Raw genomic sequence first — 15,826 nt, 5'->3', positions numbered from 1 at the left:
TGACGGAGGGTACCATCACGGCGCCTCCACCACCGTCGGCACGCCGGGCTCCAGCAGGCGCAGCCGCGTGCCGAAACCGAGCACGTCGAAAGTCTTGCGCAGATCCTCGCCATTCTGGCGGAAATGCGCCCAGCCTTCGGTATGCACGGGCACGATCATCGCGTTCGGGAAGGCGCGGGCGGTCTCGATGGTGTCGTTGGTGTCCATGGTGAGGTGGAACGGCCCGCGCGTTTGCGCGGCGCCCGCGAACGGCATCACGACGCCGCATTTGAAGCGGCGTGCGACTTCGGCGACACCGTCGAACCAGGTGGTGTCGCCGCTGATATAGAGGTCGCTGGTGTCTTTCCGGCTCGACGACACCACGAAGCCGATGACGTCGCCGGACAATGGCTCGATGCCGGCCGGGCCGTGACGCGCGGGCGTGGCGGTGATGGTCAGCGTGTTGCCGTCGCGGTCCTTCAGATGTGCGGTCGCCCAGGGGGCAAGGCCCTCGACATGGCCGCCGAGACGCTTGGCGCCCGCTTCGGTCGTCAGCGCGCGCTTCGCCTTGAGGAGATATTCGCGCCCGGAATTGTCGAGATTGTCGGAGTGCTGGTCGTGGCTGAGCAGCACGGCATCGATCGGACCAATGGCATCGGCTTTCATCGCGGGGCCGATCGTCTTCTCCAGCTTCACATGCGGCAGCTGGTAGGCGCCGGGCGCATCGAAAGTCGGGTCGGTGAGCAGGCGGAAGCCGTCGATCTCGATCAATGCGGTGGGGCCGCCGATCAGGGTGATGGAAATGGGCATGGTGAACCTTCCTTACGATGCCGGCTTCGCCGGTCGCGTGACCAGATAGATACCGAGTGCGACCGGGATGATGCCGAGCAGGTCGCGGGCCTCGACATGCTCGCCGAGCACGATCCAGGCGAACAGCATGCCGAGCGGCGGCATCAGGAAATGATAGGCGCTGGCGGCGGTCGCGCCACACACTTTCAGGAGATGAAACCAGAGCCAGTAGGCGAGGATTGAGCCGCCGAGCACCAGGAAGGCGAAGGCGCCGATCAGGCTAGGAGTGACGTCGATCGCGCCAATATCGGCAAAGGTGAGCGCGATCGGCGTCAGCACGATGCTGGCGGCGAGATTCTGCACGCCGTTGCCGATCCAGAGCGAGCCCTTCGGTGCCAGCAGCTTGAACAGAACGGTGCCGGCGACGATGGAGGCGAGCGAGGCCAGCGTGAAGAGGATGCCATGTATGGAATCGCTGCCGACTGCGAGGCGATGCCAGACGATCGCGGTCACGCCGATGACGCCGAGCAAAAGGCCGCTGGCCTTGCGCCAGGTCATGCCTTCGCCGAGCAGCAGCGCGGCGAGCGCCGCGGTGAACACCGGATTGGCCGAGACGATCAGTCCGCCGAGGCCGGCGGAGACCGATTGCAGGCCGGTATAGCCGAGCCCGAGATAGAGCGCGTTGTTGGCGATGCCGAGCACGGCGAAGATCGCCGCATCCCGCCATGACAGCGACCAGTCGCCGCGGATCAGCGTGGCGCCGATGATCAGAACGCCGGCCAGCGAGAAGCGCGCGGCAAGCAGGAGCAGCGGCGGGCAATGGGTGACGCCGATCTTGCCGGCGACGAAGGCATAGCTCCAGAGCAGGCAGAACAGGCCGATATGGAAGGGCAGGGCGTCGAAGCGGCTGCGCGGGACGGACATCGAGGGGGCGAGCGACATAGGGGCATTCTCCTGAGGCCTCGATCTAGGGAGACGGCTTGTCATTTGGAAATTAAATGATTAACTACCAAGTAGTTGATTTTCGAATGGAGGCGGCCATGCTCGATCTGGAGCTCCTGCGCAGCTTCGTCTCGGTGGTCGATGCCGGCGGCTTCACCCGTGCCGGGGAGCGCGTCCATCGCACGCAGTCGACCGTCAGCCAGCAGATCAAGCGGCTGGAGGAGGACGTCGGGCAGGTGCTCCTGCACCGCGACGGCAAGGACGTGCGTCCGACCGAAGCCGGCGAGCGGCTGTTGTCATACGCACGGCGGCTGCTCTCGCTCGCTGAGGAGGCCCGCGACGTGCTGAGCAAGCCCGACAGCGAGGGGGCGATCCGGCTCGGCATCCCCGAGGATTTTGCCGCCTACCGGCTGGCCAAACTGCTGGGCGCGTTCGCGCGCTCGCATCCGGGGCTGCGGCTCGATGTGCGGGCCGACCAGAGCAAGCACCTTGCGCGCGATCTCGAACGCGGCGAGCTCGATCTGGCGCTGTTCAAGCGCGAGGCCGGGGAGAAAGGGGCCATTGCGGTGTGGCCGGAGCGGGTGCATTGGGTCACCAGCAGAAGCCATCCGATCGACGTCAACGTCGCATCGGTGCCGCTGATCGGCTTTCCCCTCGGCTGCATCTATCGCGCCGGCGCCATCCACGCCCTGGAAAGCGCAGATCGGGCTTGGCACACCGCCTATACATCCTCGAGCCTTGCCGGCATCCAGGCTGCGGTTGCCGCCGGCATGGGCCTGAGCATCCTGTCGGAAATGTCGATCCAGTCAGATCACAAGGTGCTGACGGCCAAGGACGGCTTTGCGCCGATCAACCGCACCGAGATGGCGCTGATGGCCGCGCCGGGCGCGAGCCCCGCGACGCTGCGGCTCGCGGATCGGCTTGCGGAGTTCTGCGACAATGTGCAGGCGAAGGCGGCGTAGGAGACTGTGTAGGGTGGGTTAGCCTGGCGGCTGCGCGAAGCGCAGGCGCCAGGCGTAACCCACCATGCTTCCGTGCTTGCGGAACGAAGTTGGTGGATTACGCCTCGCTAATCCACCCTACGATTCAGCTAATGCACGGCCGTGAAGAACCGCCCGAGCCGGAAGCCGGACAGCCACGTGTACACCGGCTGGCTGCGCATGCCGAGATCCCAGGAGCCGACTACGGCATCGGCGCGTCCGACCAGATTGTCGATCGGCAGCAGGCCAACACCGCCGGAGCGCAAGGGCACGCGGCTGTCGGCGGAATTGTCGCGGTTATCGCCGAGCACGAAGAGATGGCCCGGTGGCACGGTGACTTCCTGCGTGTTGTCGAGCGGGCCATTGTCGCGCATCTTGAAGATCAGGTGCGAGACGCCGTTCGGCAGCGTCTCGACATAGCGGTACGCAGGTTCGCTGCCACCATTGTCGTCTTCCGCAGCGCCGACGCCATCCGGCTTCAACTCGGCGGGGCGGTCGTTGACGAAGAGCTGGCCCTGCCGCATCTGGATGCGGTCGCCCGGCAGTCCCACGACGCGCTTGACCCAGGCTTGCGAGCGATCACCGGGCCAGCGGAACACGACGACGTCGCCTTGCTTCGGCGTCTCCGCGAAGACGCGGCCGCTTTCGGGCAAATTGATCTGGATCGGCAGCGACGAGGTGCCGTAGCCGTAGGGGAATTTCGAGGCTAGCAGCGCATCGCCGATCAGCAGCGTCGGCTCCATCGAGCCCGACGGAACGTAGAACGGCTCGGCAAGCGCGCCCTTGGCGATGAACACGGCGGCGACGATGCCGGCGAGCTGCATCAACTGGCCGGCCCAGCCGCTGCTCTTCCGCTTGGGGGCGGCAGTTACCTTCTCGACACTCATGCGCCCGTTCCACCCACAGTAATGCGTTCCATCAGCAGCGACGGCTGGCCGACGCCGACCGGCACGCCCTGGCCGTTCTTGCCGCAGGTGCCGATGCCGGTGTCGAGCGCGAGGTCGTTGCCGATCATGCGGATGCGATGCAAATCGGTCGGCCCGTTGCCGATCAGCATGGCGCCCTTGAGCGGCGCGCCGATCTTGCCGTTCTCGATCTTGTAGGCCTCGGTGCACTGGAACACGTATTTGCCCGAGGTGATGTCGACCTGTCCGCCGCCGAAATTCGCGGCGAACACGCCGTTCTTCACCGACGCGAGAATCTCGGCCGGATCGCGGTCACCTGCCAGCATGTAGGTGTTGGTCATGCGCGGCATCGGCACATGAGCATAGCCCTGCCGCCGGCCGTTGCCGGTCGGCTTCATGTTCATCAGCCGCGCGTTCTGGCGATCCTGCATGTAGCCGACGAGGATGCCGTCCTCGATCAGCACGGTGCGGTTGGTCGGCGTGCCCTCGTCGTCGATCGACAGCGAGCCGCGGCGCGAGGCGATGGTGCCATCGTCAACGACGGTGACCCCCTTGGCCGCGACCTGCTGGCCCATCAGGCCTGCAAAGGCAGAGGTCTTCTTGCGGTTGAAATCGCCCTCAAGGCCGTGGCCGACCGCTTCATGCAGCATCACGCCAGGCCAGCCGGCGCCGAGCACCACGTCCATCTCGCCGGCGGGAGCGGGAATCGATTCCAGGTTGACCAGGGCCTCGCGCAGCGCGCCGTCGGCGGCATCGCGCCAGTTCTTGCTCTCGATGAATTCGGCATAGCCGGCGCGGCCGCCATAGCCCTTGCTGCCGCTCTCCTGGCGATCGCCCTGGCCGGCGACGACGGAGACGTTGACGCGTACAAGCGGGCGGATGTCGCGATAGCTCTCGCCATCGGGCCGCAGGATCTCGACCACCTGCCAGGTAGCCCCCAAGCTCACGCTGACCTGCCGCACCCGCGGATCCTTGTCGCGCAAGTAAGCGTCGATCTCGGCGAGCAGTTTTACCTTGGTCTCGAAGCCGGGGGCATCGAGCGGATTGTCGTCGGCATAGAGCCGCACATTGGTGTGGGGAGGCGGGGCGGCAAAGCTGCCGGAATAGCCGCCGCGGACGGCCGCGACCGCATCGGCGGCGCGAATCAGCGCCGGCAGCGAGACGTCGGAGGAATGCGCATAGCCAACCGCGTCGTCCTTGACGGCGCGCAGCCCAAAACCCTGCGAGGTGTCATAAGTCGCCTGCTTCAGCCGGCCGTTGTCGAACATCAGCGCTTCGGTCTGGCTGTATTCCAGGAACAATTCGCCGTCGTCGGCACCGGCAAGCCCGCGCGCGAGCTCGCTGCGAACCTGGTCGCGGTCGAGATTGGCGCGGTCGAGCAGGGAGGTCGTGGCAGGGTTGGTCATGCGTCCGTCCATTATCTGGAGATGTGGGGCAAGATAATGGTTTCGGACGGGATCCGCGAGGGCGCGAAGGCTCACATTACGGAAACAATAGGCTCGCAGCCGGTTTCGCGCGCCTAGGGCAGCTTGTCATAGCCCTCGCCAAGCCCATTGAGGCTGAGCGGGAAGCCGATGCCTTCTTCCGGCGTCTCGAAGATGATGAAGGTGGCGGTCTTGGCGGTGCGGAGCTGGCCGAGCAGCTTGTCGTCCATGACGACCTCGGCGACGCAGCCATTGGGCAGGCAGCGGACGAAGCCGGCGCGGCCGACGTCCTGGTTGTCGAGCTTCAGGCCGAGGCCGGAGGGCAGGAGGACGCCGAGCGGGGCGACCACGCGCATCAGGCGGCTCTTCTGGTCGGCGGTCTTGAGCACGATCACGGTCAGGCCGGCATTGGAGCGGTCTTCGGCCACCACGCTCTGGATCAGGGCGCATTGCTCCGCCTGGGCGCCCGGAGGGGTGTCGCAGCGAATCTGCCAGTCGCCATGGACGGAGCGCACCGCGCCCTGCGCATGGGCGAGGCCCGGAAGCGCCATGACGACGACCGCCGCCAGCAGAGCGGCCAGCGTCGCAAGGCCGCCAGCCTGCCTTTTTGCCCGCCCTGCCATGCCTCTCGAAAACCCCATCGGGTCGGTCCCTCTGCTCGCCTGGGTCGCTCGCCCTTGGTGGACTGATCTGGCGGACTGATACGGGAATGACGGCGTCTTGAAGGCGATTCGCAAGCAAATTCCGCGCCGCCTCGCACCGCCATCGCCCGCACGAATCAGGTTCCTGCGCGGCTGTTCGCCAGTGCCTACCGCGGGCAATTCCGCTGTCAAGCGGCAGCATCCCGGGAAACGGTATTTTTGTTTGATGTTACTAGGAAATATCTTGCGGGTGATGGCTGACAGACAGGCCTCAAGACTGCATTGCGATAGATCAAGAATTATGGTTTGAGAAGCTTGATTTCGGCGTTCTCACGATCTGGCCCCAATTCCTCTTAGAGGGATTCTTGCGCGGCGGTTTGTCAGGCGGGCGGATCGAATAAGCGTTTCCCAAAAATAGGGGAATGCACTCGGGGTGATTTCGTAAGGGGAGCGCGAACGGCATGAGAATGTCCATGGGCCGGGTGGGCCGGCACTTGCTGGGATTGGCCGTAGCGGGTCTGACGCTGGCGACGGGTGGCGCGGCATTCGCCGCCGAGCCCGGGCAACCGGCGCCGTGGGAGTGGACGCTTCAGCAGTCCGCCTCCCCGGTGATGGATAACATCGTCTGGTTCCACAACTTCCTGTTCGTGCTGATTACCGTCATCACGCTGTTCGTTCTGGCGCTGCTCGTGATCGTGGTCATCAAGTTCAACGCGAAGGCCAATCCGGTGCCGTCGCGGACCACGCACAACACGCTGATCGAGGTGGCCTGGACGCTGGTCCCGGTGCTGATCCTGGTCGGTATCTCGGTGCCGTCGTTCCGCCTCTTGTTCCTAGAGCTTGACGTGCCCAAGGCGGATGTCACCATCAAGGCCACCGGCAAGCAGTGGTATTGGTCCTATGCCTATCCGGATAACGGCAAGTTCGAGTTCGACTCGCTGATGGCCCAGGACAAGCAGCCCCGGCTGCTCGGTGTCGACAACGAGATGGTCGTGCCGGTCAACAAGGTGATTCGTGTCCAGGTTACCGGCGCAGACGTCATCCACGCCTTTGCGCTGCCGGCTTTCGGCGTCAAGATCGACGCCATTCCAGGGCGGCTGAACGAGACCTGGTTCAAGGCGACCAAGGTCGGCATGTTCTACGGCCAGTGCTCGGAGCTCTGCGGCAAGGACCACGCCTTCATGCCGATCGCGATTCGCGTCGTGGAAGACAAGGACTTCGCCTCCTGGGTCGAGACGGCGAAGAAGAAATATGCGAGCGGCGGCACCAGCACCTATGCTTCCGCGGCCGGCCCGACGCAGTAAGCGCCGGGTGAGGGCTCGAGGGGACTGAAAGCGACAAAAAGGGCGGGACCGCATAAGGTCCGAACGGGACGCAAGGCAGGATTTGAAAATGGCAACGAGCGCAGCGGCACACGGCGATCACGCGCAAGACCACGGACATGACGAGCATGCCCATCCGACCGGATGGCGCCGTTACGTCTATTCGACCAACCACAAGGACATCGGCACGATGTACCTGATCTTCGCGGTCATCGCCGGCGTCATCGGCGCCGCGATGTCGATCGCGATCCGTGCCGAGCTGATGTATCCGGGCGTGCAGATCTTCCACGAAACGCACACCTATAACGTGTTCGTGACCTCGCACGGCCTGATCATGATCTTCTTCATGGTCATGCCCGCGATGATCGGCGGCTTCGGCAACTGGTTCGTGCCGCTGATGATCGGTGCGCCCGACATGGCGTTCCCGCGCATGAACAACATCTCGTTCTGGCTGCTGCCGGCGTCCTTCGCCCTGCTGCTGATGTCGACCTTCGTGGAGGGCGAGCCCGGCGCCAACGGCGTCGGCGCCGGCTGGACCATGTACGTGCCGCTGTCGAGCTCGGGCCATCCGGGCCCGGCCGTCGACTTCGCGATCCTGTCGCTCCATCTGGCGGGCGCCTCGTCGATCCTCGGCGCCATCAACTTCATCACCACCATCTTCAACATGCGCGCGCCGGGCATGACCCTGCACAAGATGCCGCTGTTCGTGTGGTCGATCCTGGTGACGGTGTTCCTGCTGCTGCTGTCGCTGCCGGTGCTCGCCGGTGCGATCACCATGCTGCTGACCGACCGCAATTTCGGCACGACGTTCTTCGCGCCCGATGGCGGCGGCGATCCCGTGCTGTTCCAGCATCTGTTCTGGTTCTTCGGTCACCCCGAGGTGTACATCCTGATCCTGCCCGCCTTCGGCATGATCAGCCAGATCGTCTCGACCTTCTCGCGCAAGCCCGTGTTCGGCTATCTCGGCATGGCTTACGCCATGGTCGCGATCGGCGGCATCGGCTTCGTGGTGTGGGCGCACCACATGTACACGGTCGGCATGTCCTCGGCGACGCAGGCCTATTTCGTCGCGGCGACGATGGTCATTGCGGTTCCGACCGGCGTGAAGATCTTCTCGTGGATCGCCACGATGTGGGGCGGCTCGATCGAATTCCGCGCCCCGATGATCTGGGCGGTGGGCTTCATCTTCCTGTTCACCGTCGGTGGCGTCACCGGCGTCGTGCTGGCGAATGCCGGTGTCGACCGCGTGCTGCAGGAAACCTACTACGTCGTCGCCCACTTCCACTACGTGCTGTCGCTCGGTGCGGTGTTCGGGATCTTTGCCGGCTGGTACTACTGGTTCCCGAAGATGACGGGCTACATGTACAACGAGACGCTGGCCAAGGCGCACTTCTGGGTCACCTTCATCGGCGTCAATCTGGTGTTCTTCCCGCAGCATTTCCTCGGCCTGTCGGGCATGCCGCGCCGCTATGTCGACTATCCCGACGCCTTCGCGGGCTGGAACCTGGTCTCGTCGGTCGGCTCCTACATCTCCGGCTTCGGCGTGCTGATCTTCCTCTACACCGTGATCGACGCCTTCGCGAAAAAGGTGCCGGCTGGCGACAATCCGTGGGGTGCAGGTGCGACCACGCTGGAGTGGACGCTGCCTTCGCCGCCGCCCTTCCACCAGTTCGAAGTGCTGCCCCGCGTCCAGTAATCGATCTCCTGCGGCGCCCGTGACGGGCGCCGCGGCTCGATCAAGAAACGAGTCAAATTAGTGTCCGTCCTCGACCAGAATGCCATCGACATCAATCCACGCATCTCCGAGGCGGAGGTCGGCGACTATCTTGCGCTGCTGAAGCCACGGGTGATGTCGCTGGTGATCTTCACCGCGCTGGTCGGGCTGGCAATGGCGCCCGGGAATTTCCACTGGGTGCTGGCGATCACCTCGCTGCTCTGCATCGCCGTCGGTGCCGGCGCCTCCGGCGCACTCAACATGGCGCTGGAAGGCGACATCGACGCCAAGATGTCGCGCACGGCGAACCGGCCGATCCCGCGCGGCCGCATCACCCGTCCCGAGGCGATGGCGTTCGGGCTGACGCTGTCCTTCTTCTCGGTGATGACGCTCGGCATCCTCGTCAACTGGATCGCGGGCGCGCTGCTCGCCTTCACCATCTTCTTCTACGTCGTGATCTACACGATGGGCCTGAAGCGCTGGACCGCGCAGAACATCGTGATCGGCGGCGCCGCCGGCGCGCTGCCGCCGGTGGTGGCCTGGGCCGCGGTGACAGGCAGGGTCGATGTCGAGCCGCTGCTGCTGTTCGCCATCATCTTCTTCTGGACCCCGCCTCACTTCTGGGCGCTGGCGCTTTTCCGCTCCGACGATTACGCGCGCGCCGGCATTCCGATGCTGCCCAACGTCGCCGGTCCGGACGCGACCCGCCTCCAGATCCTGCTCTACACGATCGTGCTGATCGCGGTCGCCGCGGCGCCCTGGGCGCTGGGCTATTTCGACGCCGTCTACGGCATCGTCTCGCTGATCCTCGGCGCCGGCATGCTGGTGCTCGCCATCAACGTCTATATCCGCCGCGAGCGCAGTCAGTCGCTGCGCGCGACGCGAAAACTGTTCGCTTTCTCGATCCTGTATCTGTTCGCACTGTTCGCGACCCTGCTGGCCGAGGTCGTGGTCCGGGCGCTTGCTCCGATGGTTGGGGGCGCATGATCGCGCAGATGGCTGACAAACCCGAGCCAGATGGAATCGTCCTCACCGAGGCGCAGCGGAAGAGCCGTCGTCAGCGCTCAGTCGCGATCGCGCTCGCGCTGGGCGTGCTCGTCGTGCTGTTCTTCGCCGTCACCATCGTCAAGGGGCCGGCAGTTCTCGTCCGGCCGATGTAGGAAAGATGGATCACGAGCCCACCATATCGCGGGATCAGAGCCGGGCGGCCAGCAAGAGGCGTGGTCCTTTCAAAGGCGTTGGCCGTGACGTTCTGGTCGCGTCGATCTGCGGCGGCGTGGTCGCGCTGATGGTCGGTGCCTCCTACGCCGCGGTGCCGTTCTACAACTGGTTCTGCCGCGCCACCGGCTTCAACGGCACCACCCAGGTCGCCATTTCGGCGCCGGCCACCGGGCCGATCGCGCGGAAGATCGCGGTGCGCTTCGACTCCAATGTCGCCCCCGGCCTGCCCTGGAAGTTCGTGCCGGAGCAGAACGAGATCGAGGTCAATATCGGCCAGGTCGTCACCGTCTTCTACACCGTGACCAACCAGGCCGCGCGCACCACCGCCGGCCAGGCCGCCTACAACGTCGCGCCGCTGACGGTCGGCTCCTACTTCCAGAAGATCAACTGCTTCTGCTTCACCGAGCAGACCATGGCGCCCGGCGAGACGCGCGAGATGCCGGTCGTGTTCTATGTCGATCCGTCGATCGCCGACGATCAGGAGAACGACGGGCTCAACACGATCACGCTGTCTTACACGTTCTATCCGGTCAAGGATCCGGTGGTGAAGCCGCTCGCGGCCAGCGAAGTCGACAAGCGCAAGGGCAATCTCTGATCACCGGCGTCACGCTCCGGGGTTGGACACAAGGGGATAAGTGCCTGACAGGCACGGGATTGAGGAGAGAGACGGAAATGGCGACCGCGCAAGGCAAGCATCACGACTATCACCTGGTCGACCCCTCTCCGTGGCCGTTCGTGGGCTCCGTCTCGGCCTTCATCATGGCGGTCGGAGCGATCACATGGATGCACCACATGTTCTCGGCCGCCCCGATCGTGTTCGGTGTCGGCACCGTCGGCGTGCTCTACACCATGGCGAGCTGGTGGGGCGATGTGATCAAGGAAGCCCAGTACAAGGGCGACCACACCCGCGTCGTGCAGCTCCATCACCGCTACGGCATGATTCTGTTCATCGCCTCCGAGGTGATGTTCTTCGTCGCCTGGTTCTGGGCCTATTTCAACGCGGCGCTGTTTCCGGCCGACGCTGTCCACGCCACGCGCGATGCGGTGTTCGGCTGCGGCCTCGGCACCGCTGCCGGCGCCTGCGCGGTGCCCGGCACATGGCCGCCGCACGGCATCGAGACCTTCGATCCCTGGCACCTGCCGCTCCTGAACACGCTGATCCTCCTCACCTCAGGCACCACGGTGACCTGGGCGCACCACGCGCTGCTCGAGAACGATCGCCAGGGTCTCAAATACGGCCTGATCCTCACGGTCGTGCTCGGCGCGCTCTTCACCTGCGTGCAGGCCTATGAGTACAGCCACGCTGCGTTCTCCTTCGCCGGCAACGTCTATGGCGCGACCTTCTTCATGGCGACCGGCTTCCACGGTTTCCACGTGCTGGTCGGCACCATCTTCCTGCTGGTTTGCCTGATCCGCGCCTATGCAGGCCATTTCACGCCGACCCAGCATCTCGGCTTCGAGTTCGCCGCCTGGTACTGGCACTTCGTGGACGTGGTCTGGCTGTTCCTGTTCCTCTGCATCTATGTGTGGGGACACGGTGCCGAGACCATGGCTCACGGCGCGCACTGAGCAGTCCTGCATCTATCAGAAGGGGCGGCCGCAGGGCCGCCCTTTCGCTTTTCGGAAGCCTCGGCGGAAACTGTGATAGAGTGCGTCATCATGAACGACACCGCCGGCAAGTCCGAACCCGAGACGACCGTCCTGCAAAGCGCGATGCGCGGGCTGGCCTGCAAATGCCCGCGCTGCGGCCAGGGCAAGCTTTATGCGGGCTTTCTGACGCTTGCGCCTGCTTGTGACCGTTGTGGTCTCGACTATGCCTTCATCGATACCGGCGATGGGCCTGCGATCTTCATCATTATGCTGGCCGGAGCGATCGTGGTCGGCTGCGCGCTCGTCGTCGAGGTCAAGTATCAGCCGCCGTACTGGCTGCATGCGGTGCTGTGGCTGCCGTTGATCCTCGCCACCACGCTGCTGCCGCTGCGTGCCATGAAGTCGCTGCTAATCTCCCTGCAATTCCACCACAAGGCGGCGCCGGGCCGGCTGGTCGACCGCGCGAAATGAACGAGACTGCGCGCAAGCCTCGCGTGGCCGGCTTCGCGCTGTTCACGCTGTTCCTGACCGTGTCCTTCGTCGCGCTCGGCGTCTGGCAATTGCAGCGGCGGACCGCCAAGCACGAGCTGGTCGCCGCGCTTACCGAGCGGCTTGCCGACGCGCCGATTCCGCTGCCGCCGCCGGCGCAATGGGCCGCGCTCAATCCGGCGCACGACGAATTCCGCCGCGTCAGCTTCACCGCGACTTACGCAGCCTTGCCCGATGCGATGGTCTATTCGTCCGGCTCGGCCGTGCGCAAGGATGCCTCAGGCCCCGGCACCTGGGCCTTCCTCCCCGCGCGGCTTCCGTCCGGTGAAATGGTCGTGATCGATGCGGGCTTCGTCGAGAACACGATGCAGGATCGCAGCGTCGAGGATCGCGCGGTGAAGAAGCTCGTGACCGGCCAGCCAGCCGCGCTCACCGGCTATCTGCGCTTTCCTGAAGCGCCCGGCTGGATGACGCCGGCGGAGAACCGCGACAAGCGGCTCTGGTTCGTGCGCGATCATCTCGCCATTGCCCGTGCGCTCGGCTGGGGCGCTGTTGCGCCGTTCTACATCGATCTGGAGCGGCCCGCTCCCGAGAACAACATCCCGCGTCCGGGCCCGCTCGACGTGCATCTGAAGGACGACCATCTGCAATACGCCATCACATGGTTCGCACTCGCAGGCGCGGTGCTGATTGCATTCGGCGTCTGGGTGCGGGGACGCCGCCCGGCCTGACCGTTCCGTAGGTTCCCGGAGAGAACCCGGTATCGCCCGGGGTTTATTATTCAGCACACATTCACGAGTGTGATCCTAAGCCGCAGGCGAATTTTCGCGGCAGACAGGACTTTGGCGTGAGCGATTTCGATCAGATGGGAATTGTCGTCGACTGGGTGGATGCGTGCCGCAAAGGCGATCTCGCCATGCTGCTCGACCTCTATGCGGACGACGCCCAGGTCGAATGCAGCTGCAACGGGACGCGACGTTATCGTGGACGACGCGAGCTCGAAACCTATTGGGGCCCGCGGCTCAGCGCCTATTCCTCGGCGGGTTTCGGCCTGGAAGAGATCAATCCCGCGCCATTTGGCATCGATCTCGAATATTCCGTCGCCGGCTCGCTGCGCATCCACGCCTCGTTTCGCTTCAGCCCCGAAGGCAAGATCCACAGCACGCTGTGCGAACCGGCCTTGCAGGAGCCGCACCACGGCTGCGCTTGCTGATCGCGCGAGCGCGCCGCACTCCTGATTCGATATTTGCGATCGTCGCGCGAAGCGGTGACGCAAAGTGATGCGTGCTTCATCTCTTTCCCAGAAAATCTGCTTCTCTTTCCTGGAAAGCCTGCAGCTCTTTCCCATTTCATCCATGTGCATTTATTTGCTTCGGGACGACCGTCGAACTTAGACATCTTCCATCTTCGTGCATCTGCACTCACCAAAACCCACGTGTTAGGTGACAACCGGAACCTGTGCGTTTGCAGGGATTGGGGTGCAGTATGGAATGCGTCTTTGCGTCGGGACGTTCGGTCCGCGCTGGTGTGGTTGGGGCTGTCAGTTTTCTTGCTCTGTCATTGAATTTTTCCTCCGATCAATCTGCCCACGCGCAAGGCACATTGCCGCCGGTGACAGTAGACGCGCCCGGCAAACCAAAGCCGCGGCAAGCGGTCCAGCGCACGCAATCCTCCCGCGAACGCGCGCAAAGGCAGGCCACTGCGGCGGCACCGCGCAACATCGCGCCCGTGCCTTATCTGACGCCGTCGACCGGCACGCTCGGTGCGCCGCCTGCGCCCTATGCCGGCGGCCAGGTGGCCAGCGGCGGGAGCCTCGGTCTGCTCGGCAATCGTAGCGTAATGGACACGCCGTTCAACCAGACCAGCTACACCGCCGAGCTGATCCAGAACCAGCAGGCGCGCACCATCCGCGACGTGCTGATCAACGATCCCTCGGTGCGCGTGATCCAGGCGGCCGGTGGCGGCGCCGATGGCCTGTTCATCCGCGGCTTCTATTACGACAGCGGCGATTATGCGCTCAACGGCCTGTCCGGGATCGCGCCCTATTATTCGACGGGAGCGAACTTCATCGAGCGCGTCGAAGTGCTGAAGGGGCCGAGCGCGGTGCTCAATGGCATGACGGTCGGCGGCACCGGTGCCTCGAGCGGCGGCGCCGTAGGCGGCAGCGTCAACCTGATCACAAAGCATGCGCCCGACGTCGACATCACCCAGCTCACTACGACCTACGTGTCCAAGTCGCAGTTCGGTCAGCAGATCGACGTCGGCCGGCGCTACGGCGAACACAAGGAGTGGGGCGTCCGTCTCAACAGCACCTATTCCAACGGCAACACGCCGTGGAATCGCCAGAACGACGAGTTCGGCAACGTCGCACTCGGGCTCGATTATCGCGGCGACACGGTGCGGGCCGCGGTCGATATCGGCTACCAGGCCGACGTGCTCGATTCGCCGCTGCGGTTCTTCTCGGTTGGCTCGACCGTCATTCCTCCGGCGCCGAAAGCTGGGACGAACTTCCAGGTGCCTTGGGCCTACTACCATCCGACCGACTTCTTTTCGACCGTCAAGGGCGAGGTCGACCTCACCGACTGGATGACCGCCTACGCAGCGTTCGGTTATCACGACAGCAACATCAACTACGCCTATCCGTCGCCCACCATCACCAATTTGAGCGCGCCTCCCAGCACCTCGCAGCTCGGCGGACTTCGCTCCCTTCCGTTCACCGGCAAGGAGACGTTCGAGACGCTCGCCGGCGAAGCGGGCGTGCGGATGAACGCGGATCTCGGACCGGTCAACCACGCCGTCAATGTCGGCTATTCGATCACGGACCGGACCTACAATCAGCGCGTGCTGACGCCGTCCTCGGGCATGATCTACTGGAATCTCTACACCGAGCCGACCAATATCGCGAAGCCCGCCTTCAACACGCTGGCCGCCAACCAGGCCACCAATGTCGACCTCTGGAGCGTCGGTGTTTCCGACACGATGTCGATGTGGGACAAGCGGCTTCAATTCACCGTCGGCGTCAGGCGTCAGACGGCGGGCAGCTCGGTGACGAATTACATCACGCCGGCCTCTTCGCGCGGTGAGCAGGACACGTCGGTGTGGACGCCCGCCTATGCCGTCGTCCTCAAGCCGATCGATCACATCTCGCTCTATGCGAACTACATCGAAGGCCTTCAGACACCCGCCGTGGTGGGCGCCGCGTACCTCAATCGTGGAACGGTCTTCCCACCCGGGCAGACCAAGCAGGCGGAGGCCGGCATCAAGATCGATGCCGGGCGCATCACGACGACACTGAGCGCGTTCGACATATCCCAGCCGAGCATCATCGCGGTCGCAGTCGCGGGTGGAACGGAGCAGCAGCTCAACGGCCGCCAGCGCAATCGCGGCATCGAGCTCAACGTGTTCGGCGAGGTCACGCCTGCGATCCGGCTGCTCGGCGGCATCGCGATGGTTCATGGCGTGCAAGAGCAGGCGGCGCTTGCATCGAACAACGGCAAGGTCGCGGTCGGCGTGCCCGGCGTTACCGCCAATATCGGCGCGGAATGGGATACGCCCTTCGTTCGCGACCTGACGCTGACTGGCCGCGTCGTCTATACCGCATGGCAATATGTCGACGTTGCCAACACGCTGACGATTCCCGAATGGACGAGAGTTGACCTCGGTGCGCGCTACACTTTCACCTCGCCCTGGAACGGCAAGCCAATTGTGGTCCGCGGCAGCATCGAGAACGTTTTCAACAAGGCCTATTGGGCGTCGGCCTATAGTGGCGTGATCACGCTCGCTGCACCCCGGACCTATCTGGTCTCGACCACATTCAATTTCTAAGGACC

General features: G+C 64.5%; 16 protein-coding genes. 11 read left to right on the top strand and 5 right to left on the bottom strand.

The window, feature by feature from the left end; translation table 11 throughout:
- Nucleotides 1-15: 15 nt before the first annotated feature.
- Both ACQ86E_RS11160 and ACQ86E_RS11155 read right to left on the bottom strand, forming a co-directional pair.
- Nucleotides 16-789, bottom strand: coding sequence for an MBL fold metallo-hydrolase (locus ACQ86E_RS11160; RefSeq protein WP_431205431.1), 774 nt, complete (start codon nucleotides 787-789; stop codon nucleotides 16-18).
- A gap of 12 nt (nucleotides 790-801) precedes the next feature.
- A complete protein-coding gene (locus tag ACQ86E_RS11155) occupies nucleotides 802-1,710 on the bottom strand; it encodes a DMT family transporter (RefSeq protein ID WP_431205430.1) in 909 nt (302 codons plus the stop codon).
- A gap of 98 nt (nucleotides 1,711-1,808) precedes the next feature.
- Between ACQ86E_RS11155 and ACQ86E_RS11150 the strand changes: the two genes are divergently transcribed.
- Nucleotides 1,809-2,672, top strand: coding sequence for a LysR family transcriptional regulator (locus ACQ86E_RS11150; protein ID WP_431205429.1), 864 nt, complete (start codon nucleotides 1,809-1,811; stop codon nucleotides 2,670-2,672).
- 128 nt (nucleotides 2,673-2,800) lie between these two features.
- Here the strand turns inward: ACQ86E_RS11150 and lepB are convergent, their stop codons facing one another.
- The 3 genes from lepB to ACQ86E_RS11135 all read right to left on the bottom strand — a co-directional run bounded on the left by lepB (nucleotide 2,801) and on the right by ACQ86E_RS11135 (nucleotide 5,660).
- Entirely contained in the window at nucleotides 2,801-3,577 is a 777-nt protein-coding gene (gene lepB / locus ACQ86E_RS11145) for a signal peptidase I (RefSeq protein ID WP_431205428.1), read from the bottom strand.
- A complete protein-coding gene (gene tldD / locus ACQ86E_RS11140) occupies nucleotides 3,574-5,001 on the bottom strand; it encodes a metalloprotease TldD (protein ID WP_014439416.1) in 1,428 nt (475 codons plus the stop codon). Before tldD ends, lepB begins: the two co-directional genes overlap by 4 nt.
- Nucleotides 5,002-5,114: 113 nt before the next feature.
- Entirely contained in the window at nucleotides 5,115-5,660 is a 546-nt protein-coding gene (locus tag ACQ86E_RS11135) for an invasion associated locus B family protein (RefSeq protein WP_431205427.1), read from the bottom strand.
- A gap of 461 nt (nucleotides 5,661-6,121) precedes the next feature.
- Here ACQ86E_RS11135 and coxB point away from each other — a divergent pair, with 461 nt between their 5' ends.
- The 10 genes from coxB (at nucleotide 6,122) to ACQ86E_RS11085 (ending at nucleotide 15,821) form a co-directional block, all read left to right on the top strand.
- Complete coding sequence (gene coxB / locus ACQ86E_RS11130) at nucleotides 6,122-6,964, top strand: cytochrome c oxidase subunit II (RefSeq protein ID WP_431205426.1); 843 nt, start codon at nucleotides 6,122-6,124, stop codon at nucleotides 6,962-6,964.
- Nucleotides 6,965-7,052: 88 nt separating this feature from the next.
- Nucleotides 7,053-8,678 carry a cytochrome c oxidase subunit I gene (ctaD, locus tag ACQ86E_RS11125; RefSeq protein ID WP_431205425.1) on the top strand — a complete coding sequence of 542 codons (1,626 nt, stop codon included), beginning with the start codon at nucleotides 7,053-7,055 and terminating at the stop codon, nucleotides 8,676-8,678.
- A 60-nt stretch (nucleotides 8,679-8,738) separates the two neighbouring features.
- A complete protein-coding gene (locus ACQ86E_RS11120; protein ID WP_431205424.1) occupies nucleotides 8,739-9,683 on the top strand; it encodes a heme o synthase in 945 nt (314 codons plus the stop codon).
- Nucleotides 9,680-9,856 carry a CoxF protein gene (locus ACQ86E_RS11115; RefSeq protein WP_431205423.1) on the top strand — a complete coding sequence of 59 codons (177 nt, stop codon included), beginning with the start codon at nucleotides 9,680-9,682 and terminating at the stop codon, nucleotides 9,854-9,856. The genes ACQ86E_RS11120 and ACQ86E_RS11115 overlap by 4 nt, the downstream gene beginning before the upstream one ends.
- A gap of 5 nt (nucleotides 9,857-9,861) precedes the next feature.
- On the top strand, nucleotides 9,862-10,512 hold the full coding sequence (locus ACQ86E_RS11110) for a cytochrome c oxidase assembly protein (RefSeq protein WP_431205422.1): 651 nt from the start codon (nucleotides 9,862-9,864) through the stop codon (nucleotides 10,510-10,512).
- A 77-nt stretch (nucleotides 10,513-10,589) separates the two neighbouring features.
- Entirely contained in the window at nucleotides 10,590-11,486 is an 897-nt protein-coding gene (locus ACQ86E_RS11105; protein ID WP_431205421.1) for a cytochrome c oxidase subunit 3, read from the top strand.
- A 90-nt stretch (nucleotides 11,487-11,576) separates the two neighbouring features.
- Nucleotides 11,577-11,978: a DUF983 domain-containing protein gene (locus ACQ86E_RS11100; RefSeq protein ID WP_375311376.1), complete on the top strand. Its 402-nt coding sequence runs from the start codon at nucleotides 11,577-11,579 to the stop codon at nucleotides 11,976-11,978.
- Nucleotides 11,975-12,727: an SURF1 family protein gene (locus ACQ86E_RS11095; protein ID WP_431205420.1), complete on the top strand. Its 753-nt coding sequence runs from the start codon at nucleotides 11,975-11,977 to the stop codon at nucleotides 12,725-12,727. Before ACQ86E_RS11100 ends, ACQ86E_RS11095 begins: the two co-directional genes overlap by 4 nt.
- A gap of 116 nt (nucleotides 12,728-12,843) precedes the next feature.
- Nucleotides 12,844-13,209 carry a nuclear transport factor 2 family protein gene (locus tag ACQ86E_RS11090; RefSeq protein ID WP_431205419.1) on the top strand — a complete coding sequence of 122 codons (366 nt, stop codon included), beginning with the start codon at nucleotides 12,844-12,846 and terminating at the stop codon, nucleotides 13,207-13,209.
- 272 nt (nucleotides 13,210-13,481) lie between these two features.
- Nucleotides 13,482-15,821 (top strand): TonB-dependent receptor, encoded by a 2,340-nt coding sequence (locus ACQ86E_RS11085; RefSeq protein WP_431205418.1) that lies wholly within the window; start codon nucleotides 13,482-13,484, stop codon nucleotides 15,819-15,821.
- Nucleotides 15,822-15,826 lie beyond the last annotated feature (5 nt).

Origin of the sequence: Bradyrhizobium betae (genome assembly GCF_050632175.1) — a bacterium.
Taxonomy (GTDB): Bacteria; Pseudomonadota; Alphaproteobacteria; order Rhizobiales; family Xanthobacteraceae; genus Bradyrhizobium; species Bradyrhizobium betae_B.
This window is presented reverse-complemented; position numbering and strand designations above follow the sequence as displayed.